The sequence below is a fragment of the Microbacterium croceum genome, assembly GCF_023091245.1.
Taxonomy (GTDB): Bacteria; Actinomycetota; Actinomycetes; order Actinomycetales; family Microbacteriaceae; genus Microbacterium; species Microbacterium croceum.
In genome coordinates this window covers 202,567-218,719 of record NZ_JAHWXN010000001.1, presented here as the reverse complement: position 1 = coordinate 218,719, position 16,153 = coordinate 202,567, and the positions used below count along the sequence as shown (strand labels likewise).

At 70.5% G+C, this 16,153-nt stretch carries 17 protein-coding genes; 14 read left to right on the top strand and 3 right to left on the bottom strand.

Annotated elements, in window-relative coordinates:
• Positions 1-90 precede the first annotated feature (90 nt).
• Positions 91-1,026, top strand: coding sequence for a serine hydrolase (locus tag KZC51_RS00960; RefSeq protein ID WP_247628153.1), 936 nt, complete (start codon positions 91-93; stop codon positions 1,024-1,026).
• A gap of 19 nt (positions 1,027-1,045) precedes the next feature.
• Positions 1,046-1,447: a hypothetical protein gene (locus KZC51_RS00955; RefSeq protein WP_247628152.1), complete on the top strand. Its 402-nt coding sequence runs from the start codon at positions 1,046-1,048 to the stop codon at positions 1,445-1,447.
• 18 nt (positions 1,448-1,465) lie between these two features.
• Here KZC51_RS00955 and KZC51_RS00950 read toward each other — a convergent pair whose 3' ends face one another.
• The gene (locus KZC51_RS00950; RefSeq protein WP_247628151.1) at positions 1,466-2,908 is read right to left on the bottom strand and encodes an MFS transporter; all 1,443 of its coding nucleotides are present in this window, start codon (positions 2,906-2,908) and stop codon (positions 1,466-1,468) included.
• 101 nt (positions 2,909-3,009) lie between these two features.
• Between KZC51_RS00950 and KZC51_RS00945 the strand changes: the two genes are divergently transcribed.
• The gene (locus KZC51_RS00945; RefSeq protein ID WP_247628150.1) at positions 3,010-3,699 is read left to right on the top strand and encodes a GNAT family N-acetyltransferase; all 690 of its coding nucleotides are present in this window, start codon (positions 3,010-3,012) and stop codon (positions 3,697-3,699) included.
• Positions 3,700-3,863: 164 nt separating this feature from the next.
• Positions 3,864-5,249, top strand: coding sequence for a glycine--tRNA ligase (locus tag KZC51_RS00940; protein ID WP_247628149.1), 1,386 nt, complete (start codon positions 3,864-3,866; stop codon positions 5,247-5,249).
• Positions 5,250-5,436: 187 nt separating this feature from the next.
• Here KZC51_RS00940 and KZC51_RS00935 read toward each other — a convergent pair whose 3' ends face one another.
• Positions 5,437-6,024, bottom strand: a complete 588-nt coding sequence (locus tag KZC51_RS00935) for an HhH-GPD-type base excision DNA repair protein (protein ID WP_247628148.1) — start codon at positions 6,022-6,024, stop codon at positions 5,437-5,439.
• Positions 6,025-6,075: 51 nt separating this feature from the next.
• Entirely contained in the window at positions 6,076-7,380 is a 1,305-nt protein-coding gene (locus tag KZC51_RS00930) for a glutamyl-tRNA reductase (protein WP_247628147.1), read from the bottom strand.
• A 71-nt stretch (positions 7,381-7,451) separates the two neighbouring features.
• On the opposite strand from KZC51_RS00930, the gene hemE reads away from it, so the two are divergent.
• The 10 genes from hemE to hemL all read left to right on the top strand — a co-directional run bounded on the left by hemE (position 7,452) and on the right by hemL (position 16,151).
• Positions 7,452-8,477 carry a uroporphyrinogen decarboxylase gene (gene hemE, locus KZC51_RS00925; RefSeq protein ID WP_247628146.1) on the top strand — a complete coding sequence of 342 codons (1,026 nt, stop codon included), beginning with the start codon at positions 7,452-7,454 and terminating at the stop codon, positions 8,475-8,477.
• A complete protein-coding gene (locus KZC51_RS00920; protein WP_247628145.1) occupies positions 8,470-10,002 on the top strand; it encodes a protoporphyrinogen/coproporphyrinogen oxidase in 1,533 nt (510 codons plus the stop codon). Before hemE ends, KZC51_RS00920 begins: the two co-directional genes overlap by 8 nt.
• Positions 10,003-10,125: 123 nt before the next feature.
• Positions 10,126-10,590, top strand: coding sequence for a hypothetical protein (locus tag KZC51_RS00915; protein WP_247628144.1), 465 nt, complete (start codon positions 10,126-10,128; stop codon positions 10,588-10,590).
• Between the two features lies 1 nt (position 10,591).
• Entirely contained in the window at positions 10,592-10,999 is a 408-nt protein-coding gene (locus tag KZC51_RS00910) for a phage holin family protein (protein WP_247628143.1), read from the top strand.
• Positions 10,986-11,258: a hypothetical protein gene (locus KZC51_RS00905; RefSeq protein WP_247628142.1), complete on the top strand. Its 273-nt coding sequence runs from the start codon at positions 10,986-10,988 to the stop codon at positions 11,256-11,258. Before KZC51_RS00910 ends, KZC51_RS00905 begins: the two co-directional genes overlap by 14 nt.
• An 89-nt stretch (positions 11,259-11,347) precedes the next feature.
• Positions 11,348-12,025 carry a hydrogen peroxide-dependent heme synthase gene (gene hemQ, locus KZC51_RS00900; RefSeq protein WP_247628141.1) on the top strand — a complete coding sequence of 226 codons (678 nt, stop codon included), beginning with the start codon at positions 11,348-11,350 and terminating at the stop codon, positions 12,023-12,025.
• Between the two features lie 8 nt (positions 12,026-12,033).
• Positions 12,034-13,032, top strand: coding sequence for a hydroxymethylbilane synthase (gene hemC, locus KZC51_RS00895; RefSeq protein WP_247628140.1), 999 nt, complete (start codon positions 12,034-12,036; stop codon positions 13,030-13,032).
• Positions 13,029-13,823 carry a uroporphyrinogen-III synthase gene (locus tag KZC51_RS00890; protein WP_247628139.1) on the top strand — a complete coding sequence of 265 codons (795 nt, stop codon included), beginning with the start codon at positions 13,029-13,031 and terminating at the stop codon, positions 13,821-13,823. The genes hemC and KZC51_RS00890 overlap by 4 nt, the downstream gene beginning before the upstream one ends.
• A complete protein-coding gene (hemB, locus tag KZC51_RS00885) occupies positions 13,820-14,797 on the top strand; it encodes a porphobilinogen synthase (protein ID WP_247628138.1) in 978 nt (325 codons plus the stop codon). The genes KZC51_RS00890 and hemB overlap by 4 nt, the downstream gene beginning before the upstream one ends.
• A gap of 31 nt (positions 14,798-14,828) precedes the next feature.
• Positions 14,829-16,151: a glutamate-1-semialdehyde 2,1-aminomutase gene (gene hemL, locus KZC51_RS00880; RefSeq protein WP_247628137.1), complete on the top strand. Its 1,323-nt coding sequence runs from the start codon at positions 14,829-14,831 to the stop codon at positions 16,149-16,151.
• The last annotated feature ends 2 nt before the right edge of the window (positions 16,152-16,153 follow it).

Here is a 16,153-nt window from a genome sequence, read left to right as displayed (position 1 = left end):
GAGAACCCCGACAAGCGGGGTTACGATATCGGTGCCGCTGGGGAACGTGCCCCTCGGCGTCCCCTTCCACCTCCTCGGTAAGGATCCTGCGTGGGCGCGCCCAAACCCTCGGTCCCTGACCCCGCCAACGGGTCTGACGCCGCGCTGCGCCGCTCTCAGCGCACGGGGCGGCGCCTTCCACGGCGGGCCGCCGTCGGGCGTCGGTCGTTCACCTCGACCCTGCGCGCGCTGGAAGCTCTCGTGGACTCCGGCGCTCAGGTATCGGTGCACGTCGTCGACCTCGACAGTCACGAGCACGTGCTGTCGGGCGACGATCACGTCACCTTGCCCATCGCCGGGCTCGGGGTGGTGCCGCTGCTGATCGAGGTCGCGTCCGGCTTCGAGAGCGGGCAGCTCGATCCGCTCGAGATCGTCGAGCGCACCAGCATCGACGCGGTGTCGACGTCGGGCCTGTGGCGGCATCTGCACGCACCCGCTCTGCCGCTCGAAGACCTTGCCGTGCTGGCCGCGACGGCCGGCGATCCGATCGCCGTGAACGCGCTGCTGCAGAAGGTCGGGCACGAGCGGGTGCGCGAGCGCATCGAATCCCTCGGGTTGCGCCGCACGGCCCTGCTCGACCGGTTCCGCGACCAGCGCGGACCGGATGATGCGCCGCAGGTCGCCGTCGGCAGCACGCGCGAGCTGGCCGGACTGTTCTCGGCCCTCGTGAACTCCGCGGTGGTCGACGCCGCGGTGAGCGCCCAGGTGTCGGAGTGGCTGAGCCTCAACCAGGATCTGAGCCTGGTCGCGTCCTCCACCGGTCTCGACCCCTTCGCACACGACCATGATGCGCACGGGCTGCTGTTCGTGAACAAGACAGGGCGCGACCGCGGAGTGCGTGCCGAGGCAGGCGTGCTGGCCGGGCCCCGCGCCGGCGTCGCGTACTCGCTCATCGTGTGCTTCGACGACCTGTCGATCACGCACCGGCTGCGCGCGCACGACGCGTTCCGCGTGCTGGGCGTCGAGCTCATGGAGTACACGCACTGAGGCTCGCTAGCATCGAGGGATGACCCGCTCGGACTGGACCCCGCATCGCCGTGACGACGGCGAGCTGCTCGGGTGGATCCACCCGGTGGGGGAGCTGTGGGCGGCCGTCGACGTGCTGGGGCGCCCGGCATCCCCCGCCACCGAGTGGCTCGACGCAGAGGCGGCGCTGGAAGAGCGTGGCATCGCCTGGCTCGCCGACCCGTGGATGCTGGAGGGCGAGGCCGAGCGCCCGCTACGTGTGCGCATCCTCGAGGTGACGCCCGATGACGAGGGGGCACCGGGGCGCATCGTGGTGAAGGTCGACGACTTCGGCGACATGACGAGGCCCGCGACCGCGCAGTTCGTGGTGGAATGGCCGATCCCCGCACGGCTCCGGCCGCCACGCGCGGACGATCCGGATCCGCGGACCTTCTCGCGTTGAGCCCTCAGCCCGCCGCGTTCATCCGGGGAGCGACGGATGCCGCTCCCCGGCGTGCTGCTTCGGGATGAACAGCGACAGCACCACAGCCACGATGCCGGCGACGATCGCCAGCCAGAAGCACACGTCGAACGCGGCCCGTGTGGGCACTGAGACGCCGCCGACGTCGATGCTCATCGCGGCGAGCACCCCGCCCATCACGGCGGAGGCGCTCGACGTGCCGACGGAGCGGAACAGCGCGTTCAGCCCATTGGAGGCGCCGGTCTCGCTCGCGGGCACCGAGCGCATGATGATCATCGGCATCGCGGCGAACGTGAAGCCGATGCCGACGCCGATCAGCAGGTTCGCGGCCAGGATGTGCCAGACCTCGCTCGACCACAGCAACACGAACACGTAGGCGAGCACGATGGCAGTCGCTCCGACCGTGAAGAGCGGCCGCGGGCCCACCGTGCGCTCCAGCCAGCCCGACAGCGGCGAGATGACCATCATCACGAGTCCGGCCGGCATGATGATCAGCGACGCGGCGACCATGTCTAGCCCGAAGCCCGAGCCGGACGAGACCGGCCCCTCGAGCAGCTGCGGGAAGGTCACGTTCGACGCGAACAGGGCGAAGCCCATGCCGATCGCAGCGATGTTGGTGAACAGCACGGCCGGTCGCGCGGCGACGCGCAGGTCGAGCAGCGGGTCGTCGGTGCGCAGCTGGTACCAGCCCCACCCCAGCAGCACCACGACGCCACCGATGATGCAGGTGAGGCTGAGCGGAGCTGTCCAGCCCCACTCCGCGCCACGCGAGACGAACAGCAGGATGCCGGTGAGGCCGATCGCGAGACCGATGGCCCCGAGCACATCGAGGCGTCCGGGGAAGCGGAGCACGTCTTCGGGGATCACGGCGAGCACGAGCGCGAGACCGATCACGCCGAGCCCGGCCGCCAGCCAGAACAGCCAGTGCCAGTCGGCGTTCTGGGCGAGCAGCGCGGCGACCGGCATCCCGATCGCGCCGCCCACGCCCATCGTGGCGCTCATCAGCGCGACGGCGGTGCCGAGGCGTTCGGTCGGCAGCACATCGCGCATGATCGCGATGCCGAGGGGCACGACGCCGGTCACGGCGCCCTGGAGAGCGCGACCGATGATGACGCCGACGATCGAGCCGGACAGTGCGGCGATCAGCGAGCCGAGGATGAGCAGGGCCAGGAGCACGATCACGACGCGGCGCTTGCCGTACATGTCGCCCAGGCGGCCGGAGATCGGCGTCGCCACCGCCGCCACGAGCAGCGTGATGGTCACGACCCAGGTGGTGTCTTCGCGTGATGCGTTCAGCAGCTGCGGGAGCTCCGCCTGCAGCGGCACGACGAGCGTGAACATGAACGAGGAGCAGAGCCCGGCGAACGCCAGCACCGCCACGATCGCCCACTTCGGAGGGGTGCGGCTGAGTCGTCTTCTGGCATCATCCTCGTTCGCTCCCACCGGCCAAGGCTATCGGCGTCCGCAGACACCGGGGCCGCTCCGAGGAGGCTTCCGCGCGTTCCCGATTCTGCGATCGGGCGAAGGAGGGGCAAACTAGGCGCGTGCGAACCATCCGTGATCTCGACACCGTTGAACTCATCCTCGATGCCCAGGGCATCCTCGATTCCATCCGAGGCCCCGAGCGCGTCATCGATGCCGGCACCCTGCGCGCGCTGCAGCAATCGGGCAACTACGTCGTCGGTTTGTTCGACGGAGAGGGCGACCAGGAGCGCATGGTCGGCGCCTCGATCGCGTTCTTCGGTGCGCCGGCGCAGCGGGCGATGCACTCGCACATCACCGCGCTGCTCCCCGAGTACCGCGGTCGCGGCTGGGGACGCGAGCTCAAGGAGCACCAGCGCCAGTGGGCGTTCTCCCGCGACGTCGGCCGTATCACCTGGACGTTCGACCCGCTCGTGGCCCGCAACGCCCACTTCTTCCTCACGGTGCTCGGTGCACGCGTGACCGGGTATGCGGTGAACGTGTACGGCATCTTCGGCGGCGGTGACGCAGGCGACGAGAGCGACCGTCTCGACGTCGAGTGGGCGCTCGCGGACATCGCCAAGCCGCCCGCAGCCGACCTCGTGGTCGAGACCCTCGAGATCCCGTCCGACATCGAGTCGCTGCGCGCATCCGACGCGGCCGCCGCCCATGAGTGGCGCACGCGTCTGCGCGCCGAGATGGAGGAACGGCTCGGGCGTGGCCTCCGCATCGCCGGCTTCGACGTGGAGCGCGGCTACCTCTTCACCGCCTGAGGGTCACCGCCGCAGCAGCACGAAGTCGTCGGCGCACGCCATCGCGAGCGCGACCCCTGGCTCGACGGTGCTCTTCGTCGAGCCCGGGGGCCCAGGACGACCCCGGATAGAATGGGGACGCCCGTGTTCACGCGGCCCTCACGCATCCGACCATTGGAGCCGCCATGGCCGAACAGCCCCGCCTCGGCAAGGTCATGGCCCTCGCCCGTCACCGCGGGTTCGTGTTCCAATCGGGTGAGATCTACGGTGGTTCCCGGTCGGCTTGGGACTACGGCCCCCTCGGCACGGAGCTGAAGGAGAACATCCGTCGGCAGTGGTGGCAGACCTTCGTGCGCGGTCGTGGTGACATGGTCGGACTGGACTCCAGCATCATCCTCCCCAAGCGCGTGTGGGAGGCCTCGGGTCACGTCGCCACTTTCACCGACCCGCTTGTCGAGTGCCGCCAGTGCCACAAGCGTTTCCGCGCCGACAACCTGATCGAGGACTTCGAGGCCCGCAAGGGACGCACGGTCGAGAACGGCCTGGCCGGCATCCCGTGCCCGAACTGCGGCACCAAGGGGCAGTACACCGAGCCCAAGGCGTTCTCAGGTCTGGTGAAGACCTATCTCGGCGTCGTCGACAACGACTCCGCCCAGTACTTCCTTCGCCCCGAGACGGCGCAGGGCATCTTCGTGAACTTCTCGAACGTGCTCACTGCGAGTCGCAAGAAGCCGCCGTTCGGGATCGGCCAGGTCGGCAAGGCGTTCCGCAACGAGATCACGCCCGGCAACTTCATCTTCCGCACGCGTGAGTTCGAGCAGATGGAGATCGAGTTCTTCACGCCTCCCGCCGACGCGCAGGAGTGGTTCGAGCACTGGGTCGACGCCTGCTGGAACTGGTTCATCGATCTGGGCATCGACCCTGAGAACATGCGTCAGGTCGACGTGCCGGAAGATGACCGCGCGCACTACTCGGCCGGCACGATCGACGTCGAGTACAGATTCGGCTTCGCCGGCAAGGAGTGGGGCGAGCTCATGGGGGTCGCCAACCGCACCGACTACGACCTCTCCAGCCACAGCGAGGCCTCCGGCCAGAACCTGACCTACTTCGACCAGGCCACGGGTGAGCGATACACGCCGTACGCCATCGAGCCGTCGTTCGGCCTCACCCGCGCCATGATGGCGTTCCTCGTGGATGCCTATGCCGAGGAGCAGGTGCCCACAGCCAAGGGCGGCACCGACGTGCGCACCGTGCTCAAGCTCGACCCGCGCCTCGCCCCTGTCAAGGCCGCCGTGCTGCCGCTGTCGCGCAACGAGAAGCTCTCGCCGCTGGCCCGCGAGGTCGCCGACGCCCTGCGCGCCTCCTGGGCTGTCGACTTCGACGACGCGGGCGCGATCGGCCGTCGCTACCGTCGCCAGGACGAGATCGGCACCCCGTTCTGCGTCACGGTCGACTTCGAATCGCTCGAGGACCGCGCCGTCACGGTGCGCGACCGCGACACGATGGCGCAGGAGCGTATCTCGATCGACGAGCTGCACGCGTACCTCGCCGAGCGCCTGCGCGGCGCCTGAAGCCGCCCGGGGAACTGGATCCGTGCAGCTTCTGCGGCCCTCTGCACGTTCTGCGGCCACATCCTGATGATCAGGCCGCAAGAGTTGCGTGGGGCCGCAGGAGTTGCTGAGTCAGCGTGCGGGCGTCAGCGTGCGGGCGTCACCGCAGCGAGGAACGCCTGCGCACCCTGACCCGTCTTCTCCATGCTCAGACCTTCTTGGCCGCCGCCTTCATCGCCTTCTTGTGCTCGCGCACCTGGGCGAGCGACTCGGGTGAGACGATGTCCGCGACGCTGCGGAACGAACCCTCCTCGCCGTAGGCGCCGGCGGCCTCGCGCCAGCCCTCGCCCGTGAAACCGTATTGCTTGCCGAGCAGCGCGAGGAAGATCTTCGCCTTCTGCTCGCCGAACCCGGGCAGAGCCTTCAGGCGCTTCAGCACCTCGGCGCCCGAGGGAGTGTCTCCTGAGCCTGACGAAGGGCGCGTCCAGAGCGCGGCGGCATCGCCGCCCCAGTCGTCGACGAGCGTCTGGCACAGCGTCTGCACGCGGGTGGCCATCGACCCGGGGAACCGGTGCACGGCGGGGGTCTGCCGGAATGCCTCGAGGAACTCGTCCGGAGCCATGCCGGCGATCGCGGTGGCGTCGGTCGCGCCGGTGCGCTGCTCGATCTTCAGAGGCCCGGCGAAGGCGGTCTCCATGGGCACCTGCTGATCCAGCAGCATCCCGATCAGCAGTGCCAGCGGGTTGTCGGTGAGCAGGGCGTCAGCGGCGGTGTCTCCGGTGATGTGAAGGGCCATGCCTCCAGTGTGCCACCCGCGACACGAGCGCGCGGCGACGGATGCCGAGCGTCAGGCCGAGGCGGATGCGGCGTCGTCCGACGCGCTCTCGGCCTCGGGAACGATGCCGTACAGGGCGCCGATCGCTGCCGTGAACTCGTCCGCACGACCGGCGGCGGCGAGCTCGTGCGCTCGCGAGGTGGGCGTGTGCAGCAGCACGCCGGAGAGGTGGCGCAGCGCCTGCTCGATACGGCCGTCTTCATCACCGCGCGCACGGGCACGGGCGATCTCGGACTCGAGGAGCGAGAAGATGTGCGACCGCAGTGCGACGACGGCCGGGGTCACACTCTGGCGCTCACCCACCACGTGGAAGGTGTCTGCGGCCTCGCGCACGACGCTGCGCGCCGCATCCGTGGCCTGCAGCTCCTCAAGTGGAGCGTGCAGGCGGATGGTTTCCAGATCGAGCAGCGCGACGCCCTCGAGCGTGGACACTGCGGGGTCGACGTTGCGGGGCATGCCGAGGTCGACGACGAGCTGGTTGTGCGAGCCGACCGGGCATCCGATCGCGGCGGGTCCGGTCGGGGCCAGGAGCTGCTCCGGGCCGAGGACCGGCTCCGTGGCGGTGGTGCAGGTGATCAGCAGGCTCGACCGCGCCGCCGTGCGGGCGTAGTCGTCTGCGGCGACGGGGCGGATGCCGTGCTTCGCGGCGAAGGCCTCCGCGCGACCGGAGGGGGAGTACACCGAGATGTTCTCGGCACCGCGCTCGCGGAGCGTGGCGAGGGTGACGGCCGCGTACGCGCCCGTGCCCACGAGCAGCACGCGCTCGGCGGACCAGTCGGCGATGCGGCTGTCGGCGAGCTCGAGTGCGAGGCGCACGAGCGAGCGGCCGGCGCGGCCGAGGGCGGTGACGTTCTTGACCTTGCGCTGCGCCTGGCTGGCGCGCTGGAACAGGCGCTCGAGCTCGGGGGAGGTGGTGCCCTCCTTGCGTGCCGACTTCAGTGCACGACGCACCTGGCCGGCGATCTCGCCCTCGCCGGAGACGACGGACTCGAGCCCGGAGGCGACGGAGAACAGGTGCTCTGCAACGCGACGGCCGGAGTGCACGGCGTACGCGCCGTCAAGCTCGGCGGCAGGGACGCCGGTGACGGCCTCGACCGCTTCCAGCACGGCTTCGACGCCGATCGCGCCGGCCGCGGTGACGGGTTCGTCCATCTCCACGTACGCCTCGAAGCGATTGCACGTCGCGAGAACGACCGCACCCTGCACGCACGGAGCCATCTCCACGAGAGTGGGGGCGACGCCGTCGGGGGTGCGGCTCAGGCGTTCGAGCAGATCGAAGGTGGCGGTCTTGTGACTCGCCGTGACACACAGCAGCACCCGACAATCCTACCCGAGCCCGTGCCGGCCATCTCCGCGCACTCACAGAACGCGGATGGGAGGATGGAGACATGGCCCTCTCCGATGCTCCTCTTCTGCGCGCCCTCGCCGGCGATCGCCCGGCTCAGACCCCGGTCTGGTTCATGCGTCAGGCGGGTCGGTCGCTGCCGGAGTATCGCGAGCTGCGCGTCGGAACGCGGATGCTGGATGCCTGCCTGACCCCGGAGCTCGCGGCCGAGATCACCCTGCAGCCGGTGCGCCGGCACGGAGTGGACGCCGCCGTGTTCTTCAGCGACATCGTCATCCCGCTGCGGCTCGCGGGCGTCGACGTGGAGATCGAGCCCGGCCGCGGTCCGGTGTTCGCGAACCCGGTGCGCTCGGTCGCCGATGTCGACCGGATCACCGCGATCGACCCCGCCTCGCTGGACTCGACCGCGATCGCCGAGGCCGTGCGACTGGTCACGGCCGAGCTCGGCGACGTCCCCCTCATCGGCTTCGCCGGAGCTCCTTTCACGCTCGCCGCCTATCTCGTCGAGGGTGGCCCCTCCAAGGAGCACCTGCGAGCCAGGGCCATGATGCACGCCGACCCCGATTCGTGGAACCGGCTGGCCGGCTGGCTGGCGCAGATCTCCCGCGCGTTCCTGATCGCTCAGCGCGACGCCGGAGCGTCGGCCGTGCAGCTCTTCGACTCGTGGGCCGGTTCCCTCAACCCGGCCGACTACCGCGCGTTCGTGGCGCCCCACTCGCGCGCCGCGCTCGAGGGGATCGACATCCCGAAGATCCACTTCGGCGTGGGCACCGGGCCGTTCCTCGCCGACATGCGTCTCGACGGCGCTGTCGACGGCGTCGGCGTCGACTGGCGCCAGCCGCTCGACGAGGCCGCCGCCCTCCTCGGCCCCGACACCACGGTGCAGGGGAACATCGACCCCGCGCTGCTGTCGGCGCCGTGGCCCGTGCTCGAGGCCCATGTGCGCGACGTGCTGGCCCGCGGCCGTGCCGCGCGGGCCCACATCGTCAATCTCGGCCACGGCGTCCCGCCCGAGACCGACCCCGATCAGCTCACGCGCATCGTCGAGCTGGTGCACTCCCATGGCTGAGGCGCCGGCACCCGCGGTGCTGGCAGCACGGGCCGCCGAGACGCGCATCGTCGTGATCGGCGGCGGCATCGGCGGGCTGCTGGCCGCGCGTGAGTGCGCGAAGGTCGGCATGCGGGTGACGCTGCTGGAGGCCGCGGACACGGTCGGTGGAGCGATCCGCCGCACCGAGCTCGACGGCATCGTGCTGGATGCCGGTGCGGAGAGCTTCGCGACCCGAGGCGGTCACGTGCGGGCGCTGCTGGAGGAACTGCACCTCACCGACCGGATCGTCGCCCCAGCCGCAGGGCCGGCCTGGCTGTCCGGCATCCCCGGTGTCGGTGCGGCGCCGCTGCCGGTCGGCGGCCTGCTCGGCATCCCCGCGAATCCGTTCCAGGATGACGTGCGCCGCATCATCGGCTGGTCCGGCGCGTGGCGCGCCTACGTGGACCGCGTGCGACCGCCGCTGACGATCGGCCACCAGCTCAGCCTCGGGCGCCTGGTCGCCTCGCGCATGGGGGCCAAGGTGCGCGATCGTCTCGTGGCTCCCGTCACGACCGGGGTCTACTCGGCATCGCCGGATGACGTCGACGTGGATGTCGCCGCACCGGGCCTCAACGCCGCACTCACCAGGGTGGGGTCGCTCTCTGGCGCTGTGCAGGCGCTCCGCGACACGGCCGCCGCGGGGGCGGCGAAGGCTCCGGGTGCCGCGGTCGAGGGTCTCGTCGGCGGGATGACGGTGCTGATCGATGCCCTCGCCGCCGAGCTCGCACGCCTCGAGGTCGACGTGCGTGTCGGCACCCCGGTGGAGCGCGTCACGCGGCACGGAGCCGGCTGGCGCGTGGTCGCGACCCATGATTCCGACGAGCCAGCCGAGGACGAGCCGGCCGGGGACGAGCCGGCCGGGGACGAATCGGCCCAGACCGACTCTGCAGAGAACGAGTACTTCGCCGACGCGGTGATCGTCGCGACCGAGGAGTCCGTCGCGCGCGCCCTGCTCGCCGAGACCGTGCCCGCGCTCGCGGCGACGGACGCGGCAGAGGCCCCGCAGATCGAGCTCGTGACCCTTCTGCTCGACGCCCCCGCGCTCGATGCCGTGCCGCGCGGCACCGGAGTGCTCACGGTGCCGGGCAGCCACACGGCGAAGGCGCTCACGCACTCGACCGCCAAGTGGGACTGGGTGCGCGAGGCCGCGGGAGGCCGCCACGTCGTGCGCGTCTCGTTCGGCGCGCAGGGAGAACCTGCCGCGACCGCCGCGCTCGACGATGACGCCGCCGCGGCCCTGGCCCTGAGCGAGGCTTCCGCTCTGTTGGGTGTGCCGCTGACGGCCTCGTCGCTCGTCGCCGCCGAGCGCTCGCGCTACGTCCAGTCGCAGCCCGCGTCGATCATCGGGTCGGGGGAACGCCGGTCTGCGGCGCGCTCCGCCGTGCAGAGGACGCCGGGGCTGGCAGTCGTCGGCGCGTGGCTGGCGGGCACAGGTCTCGCGCAGGTCGTGCCGGATGCGGTGACCGAAGCGGATCGACTTCGACGCGCCCTGCTCTGGGATTGACGCTCCGCTGTCTGTCAACCCCCTGACGTTTAGATGCCGAAATCGGCATACGGGGTTACGCTGGGTACCTGGCCGACGGGGATCGAAGCCTGAGGCTCGACCGGAACAACGTGAGGAGACCCCATGAAGGGGAAGATCGGACTCGTCGTCGGACTCGGCGTGGGGTACGTCCTCGGCACACGCGCCGGACGCGAGCGTTATGAGCAGATCAAGACGCAATGGCTCAAGGTCTGGGAGCTCGACCCCGTGCAGGAGCGCGTCGAGCAGGCGAAGAGCTTCCTCGGCGACAAGGCTGCTGCCGTGCCCGGTGCGATCTGGAACGGCGCGGTGAAGATCGTGAAGTCGGTCCAGGGCAACGGAACGCCCGGCCAGAAGCTCGACTCCGCCATCGCGAAGAGCAAGGACGCCGCCGCCGAGGTGGCGGATGCGGCCGAGGAAGCGGTGGACGCGGCCAAGACCGCCGCGAAGAAGCCGGCAGCGAAGAAGCCGGCAGCGAAGAAGCCGGCGGCCAAGACAGCCGCATCCAAGAGCACGGCCTCGAAGAGCACCGCTGCCAAGAGCTCGACCACCAAGAAGGCCGGCGCCTGAGATGCCGCGCGGATACCGGGATCGAGCCGACGACAGTCTGCTGACCCTTCTCGGCGACCTCCCCGAGCTGGTCACCAATCTCGTCAAGGCCGAGATCGACGCGGCGAAGACGTGGATCTCGCGGACGGCCAAGGACGCCGGTATCGGTTCGGTCTGGTTCCTGGTCGCCCTGTTCTTCCTGTTCTGGGCGGTGCCGGTCGTGCTCGTGTTCGCGATCGCCGGGTTGTCGTCGTGGTGGCCGGTGTGGCTGTCGGCTATCGCCGTGTTCGGCATCCTGATCCTCGCCGTGCTGCTGTTCGCTCTGCTCGGCATCCTGAAGTTCCGCAAGGTCCTCGCCCGGCAGAACCCCGCGCAGGCGGTGGCCGAGGACATCCGACTCGTGAAGGACGCCGGCGATGACCGTATCTGACAACCTCCCCCGCACGGTCGTCCCCGCGGGGATCGTCGACCCCGTCGCCTCGGCGCGCGCAGAGCTGAAGGCCGCTCTCGCCGCGATCGAGGTCAAGGGCAACATCCCCCGACGCGTCGAGAAGGCATCGGCCAGGGCTGCGGCCAAGGCGCGCGTCTTCGCGGACCGCAACCCGATCGGCGCCGTCGCGGCGGCTGTCGGACTTGCCGCCGTGGTCGGCGGTGCGGTCTGGGCGATCGCCCGCGCGCTCTCGCGCTAGTCGACGTTTCGGGGTAAGCGCCCTGGGGTCCCTGAGCCTGTCGAAGGGCCGCATTCGCGGGCGCTCCGCAAAGAGGGCAGACTGGGGTCATGTCCGAAGTGCGCGAAGAGAACCCGTCCGGCTTCACCCTCTGGGCCGTGTGGCGACGCAATCCCGATGTCGCCGTCACCGAGTCCGACTCGACCGAGCTGGAGACCATCGTCTCCTACGTCGAGGACTCCGGAGTGACCGTGCGCGGCTTCTACGACGTCTCCGGGCTCAAGGCCGACGCCGATCTCATGGTCTGGCTGCACGGCGACACTGCCGAGGAACTGCAGCGTGCGCTGCGTCGCCTGCGTCGCACCGAGCTGCTGCGCTCCCTCCTGCCGGTGTGGAACGTCATGGGCGTGCACCGCGACGCCGAGTTCAACCGTTCCCACGTGCCCGGGTTCCTGCGCGGCATCGAGCCCAAGGACTGGCTCTGCCTGTACCCGTTCGTGCGCACGCCGGAGTGGTACCTGGCCCCCGAGGACGAGCGCCGCAAGATGCTCGCCGACCACGGACGCAAGGGTGCGGCGTTCACGGGCGTCATCGCGAACACCGTCGCGGCCTTCGCGCTCGGCGACTACGAGTGGATCCTGCCCCTCGAGGCGGATGACGTGACCGAGCTCGTCGACCTCATGCGCGACCTGCGCTACACCGATGCACGGATGTACGTGAAGGAGGAGCTGCCCTTCTACACCGGGCGCAGGCTCCGGTTCGACGAGATCGCGGACGTGCTGCAGTAGGCCGTGCGATGACCACTCCGATCCGCTTGGGTACCCGGCGCAGCGCACTCGCGCAGGCGCAGTCCGGTCATGTCGCGACCGCCCTCGAGAGAGTGACGGGGCGTCCGGTCCAGCTCGTGCCGATCACGTCGGAGGGCGACACGAATCGAGCGTCCCTGTCCGAGATCGGCGGACAGGGCATCTTCGCCACGCGGTTGCGAGAGGCGCTGCTCTCCGGCGAATGCGACTTCCTCGTCCACTCGCTCAAGGATCTGCCGACCGCGATCCCCGCCGGTCTCGTGATCGCGGCGACGCCGCCGCGCGAAGACGCGAGAGATGTCGTGCTCACCCGCGACGGCATCCCGCTGCACGAGCTCCGCTCCGGCAGCACCGTCGGGACGGGTGCGCCGCGCCGGATCGCGCAGGTGCGCCGTCGCTCGCCGCACGCAGAGGTCATCGACATCCGCGGCAACGTCGACTCCCGCCTGGCGCGGGTCACGTCCGGGGAGCTGGATGCCGTCGTCCTCGCCGCCGCTGGGCTGTCGCGTCTCGACGCGAGATCCCCGCTGCGACGCGAGGAGCTGGGGCTCGCCGAGTGGCCGACCGCTCCGGGGCAGGGCTCGCTCGCCGTGGAGACGACGGAGGATGCCCCGGCCGAACTGCGCGCAGCCCTCGCCGCTCTCGATCACGGGCCCACTCGTCTGGCCATCACCGTCGAGCGCGCGATCCTGGAGGGCCTCGACGCCGGATGTCAGGCGCCGATGGCCGCTCACGCGGTGGTCGAGGGGACGTCGGTGCGGGTCAGAACCGTCGTCTATTCGGCCGACGGAGACCGCCGGATCGGCCTCGACGTCACGGAAGACCTGAACGGGGAGTATATTCGTCGGAACGGCAGTGGCAATGGAGCGGATGCTGCCGATGGTGCAGACCCGGTGCACGCAGCGCGCGAGCTCGGGTTGACTGTTGCCCGTCGGCTGCTCGATCAAGGGGCGGCCGACCTCGTCTCCCGAGAGCATCTTTCCTCATGACATCCGATATGAAGCAGGACCGACCACTGGACGGCTGGCGCATCCTCGTGCCCCGCGGAGGGCCATGGGGCGACGGTGTCGCCGCCAGTCTGCGCGCGCAGGGAGCGATCCCCGTCGTCGCGCCGCTGATCAACTTCGCGCCCACCACCGACCAGGCGGCGCTCGACGTCGCCCTGGAACAGTTGGCGGCCGGCGAGTTCGACTGGCTCACCGTCACGAGCGCGACCACGGTGGACGTGCTGTTCGCGCATCGCGCGGCCGTGCCCCCATCGACCCGCATCGCGGCCGTCGGCGAGACGACCGCTGCGGCGCTGCAGGCCGTCGGCTACGAAGTGGCCCTGGTGCCGACGCGGGACAACTCCGCCGAGGGCATGGCGGAGCAGCTCATCGCGCTCGAGACCGACCCCCGGCGCATCCTGGCGCTGCGCAGCGAGATCGCCAAGCCCGTGCTGAGCCGCCTGCTGTCGGAGGCCGGACACGACGTGCACAGCGTCGTGGCCTACCGCACGGTCGGCGTGCCGGTGACCGACCGCATCAAGCGCGATGTCGAGAACGGACGCATCAACGCGATCCTCATCACGAGCGGTTCGGTCGCGGAACAGGTGCGCGAGCAGTTCCCCGAGATCCCCGACGAGACGCTGCTCGCCGCGATCGGTCCTCGCACCGCGCGCGACGCGCAGAAGGCCGGTCTTCCGGTCTCGGTCGTCGCCGACCGGCAGACGGTCGATGCGCTGATCGATGCGGTCTCCCACTTCACGCTTCCGCACGCGGCAGACGAGTTCGCGCCGTGAGCTTCCCCGAAGTCCGATTGAGGCGTCTGCGCCAGTCGCCGGCGGTGCGCGATCTCGTGCGCGAGACCTCGCTGCAGCCACGACAGCTCGTGCTGCCGATGTTCGTGCGCGAAGGACTCAGCGCGCCGGTCGCGATCGGTTCCATGCCCGGTGTCGCCCAGCACTCGCTGGACTCCTTGCGTGCAGCGGCGGTCGAGGCCGCCGAAGCCGGTGTGGGCGGTGTGATGCTGTTCGGCGTCCCCGCAGTCCGCGACGCCCGCGGTTCGGGTGCGGATGATCCGCACGGAATCCTGAACGTGGCGGCAGAGGCGCTGGCTGCCGAGGTCGGCGATGCCCTGGTCGTGCAGACCGATCTGTGCCTGGACGAATTCACCGACCACGGCCACTGTGGTGTGCTCGGCGCCGACGGGTCCGTCGACAACGATGCGACGCTCGAGCGGTACACGTCGATGGCGCTCGCGCAGGCGCGTGCCGGATCGCAGCTGCTGGGCCTGTCGGGCATGATGGACGGCCAGGTCGCCGTCATCCGCGCCGCGCTCGACGCCGAGGGCTTCACGCAGACCCTGATCCTCGCCTACGCCGCGAAGTACGCCAGCGCCTTCTACGGACCGTTCCGTGAGGCCGTCGACTCGCAGCTCACCGGCGACCGCCGCACCTATCAACTCGACCCAGGCAACCGCCGCGAGGGTGTGCGCGAGGCCGTCGTCGACGAGGCCGAGGGCGCTGACATCGTCATGGTGAAGCCCGCCATGGCCTTCCTGGACGTGCTGCGCGAGGTGCGTGACACCGTCAGCATTCCGGTCTGGGCATACCAGGTGTCCGGCGAGTACGCCATGATCGAGGCTGCCGCGGCGAACGGCTGGATCGATCGTCGCGCCGCCGTCCTGGAGTCGCTGCTGTCGATCCGCCGCGCCGGCGCCGACGCGGTCCTGACCTACTGGGCGACCGAGGCCGCCCGCTGGCTGCGCGCCTGAGCCGTATCCTTCTCTTCTTCGGAGCATCATCATGACCGACCGCAATGACGACCTCTTCTCTGCTGCCCGGGCGGTGATCCCCGGCGGAGTCAACTCTCCGGTGCGCGCCTATGGCTCCGTCGGCGGCACCCCGCGCTTCCTCGCCTCTGCGAAGGGCGCCACCGTCACGGATGCCGCGGGGGTCGAGTACATCGACCTCGTCGCCTCATGGGGGCCTGCGCTCCTCGGGCACGCCCACCCCGAGGTCGTCGCCGCCGTGCAGGAGGCAGCGACCCGCGGTCTCTCATTCGGTGCCCCGACCGAGGGTGAGGTCGAGCTCGCCGCCGTGATCGCGGAGCGGGTGCGCTTCGGCGAGACGCGGCCGATCGAGCGTGTGCGGCTGGTGTCCACCGGAACCGAGGCGACCATGACCGCGATCCGTCTGGCGCGCGGTGCCACGGGGCGCGACCTGCTGGTGAAGTTCGCCGGTCACTACCACGGGCACTCGGACGGGCTCCTCGCGGAGGCCGGCTCCGGTGTCGCGACCCTCGCGCTGCCCGGCTCGGCCGGAGTGCCCGCACCGATCGCGGCGCAGACGCTCGTGATCGGCTACAACGACCCTGATGCCCTCGCGGCGGTCTTCGCCGAGCACGGCTCCCGCATCGCCGCGGTCATCGTGGAGGCTTCCGCGGCGAACATGGGCGTGGTCGCTCCGCTGCCCGGCTTCAACCGTCTGATCGCCGACACCGCGCACGCGCACGGCGCACTCATGATCCTCGACGAGGTGCTCACCGGCTTCCGCGTGCACCCCGCCGGGTTCTGGGGCCTTCAGGCGGCTGCGGGAGAAGAATACCTTCCCGACATCGTCACCTTCGGCAAGGTCGTCGGTGGAGGGATGCCGCTGGCCGCGCTCGGTGGCCGTGCCGAGGTCATGGACCTGCTCGCCCCCCTGGGACCGGTGTACCAGGCGGGAACCCTGTCGGGGAACCCGCTCTCGGTCGCGGCCGGCCTGGCCACGCTGCGTCTGGCGACGCCCGAGGTCTACGCGACGGTGGACGCCGCCGCTGACCGGCTCTCCGTCGCGCTCGACGCGGCGCTCGCGGGTGCCGGCGTGACCCACGCGGTCGCAAAGGCCGGCAGCCTGTTCAACGCGTCGTTCCGCGCCTCCGCCCCGCGCGACTACGCCGAGGCCCAGGCGCAGGAATCGTTCCGCTACGCGCCGTTATTCCACTCGCTGCGGGAGCAGGGCATCGCGCTCCCGCCGAGCGTCTTCGAGGCCTGGTTCCTCACCGCCGCTCACGGTGAAGACGAGCTCCAGCGCATCGAGGCCGCGCTTCCGATCGCGGCCGAGGCTGCGGCAGCCGCGCGGCCCTGAGC

Excerpts from the sequence above, each read along its gene's own strand:
- KZC51_RS00910 (WP_247628143.1), top strand. The coding sequence starts at position 10,592 with ATGCCGCGCGGATACCGGGATCGAGCCGACGACAGTCTGCTGACCCTT.
- KZC51_RS00915 (WP_247628144.1), top strand. The coding sequence starts at position 10,126 with ATGAAGGGGAAGATCGGACTCGTCGTCGGACTCGGCGTGGGGTACGTC.
- KZC51_RS00905 (WP_247628142.1), top strand. The coding sequence starts at position 10,986 with ATGACCGTATCTGACAACCTCCCCCGCACGGTCGTCCCCGCGGGGATC.
- KZC51_RS00935 (WP_247628148.1), bottom strand. The coding sequence starts at position 6,024 with ATGGCCCTTCACATCACCGGAGACACCGCCGCTGACGCCCTGCTCACC.
- KZC51_RS00890 (WP_247628139.1), top strand. The coding sequence starts at position 13,029 with ATGACATCCGATATGAAGCAGGACCGACCACTGGACGGCTGGCGCATC.
- hemE (WP_247628146.1), top strand. The coding sequence starts at position 7,452 with ATGGCCCTCTCCGATGCTCCTCTTCTGCGCGCCCTCGCCGGCGATCGC.
- hemQ (WP_247628141.1), top strand. The coding sequence starts at position 11,348 with ATGTCCGAAGTGCGCGAAGAGAACCCGTCCGGCTTCACCCTCTGGGCC.
- hemL (WP_247628137.1), top strand. The coding sequence starts at position 14,829 with ATGACCGACCGCAATGACGACCTCTTCTCTGCTGCCCGGGCGGTGATC.
- KZC51_RS00955 (WP_247628152.1), top strand. The coding sequence starts at position 1,046 with ATGACCCGCTCGGACTGGACCCCGCATCGCCGTGACGACGGCGAGCTG.
- KZC51_RS00920 (WP_247628145.1), top strand. The coding sequence starts at position 8,470 with ATGGCTGAGGCGCCGGCACCCGCGGTGCTGGCAGCACGGGCCGCCGAG.
- hemC (WP_247628140.1), top strand. The coding sequence starts at position 12,034 with ATGACCACTCCGATCCGCTTGGGTACCCGGCGCAGCGCACTCGCGCAG.
- KZC51_RS00940 (WP_247628149.1), top strand. The coding sequence starts at position 3,864 with ATGGCCGAACAGCCCCGCCTCGGCAAGGTCATGGCCCTCGCCCGTCAC.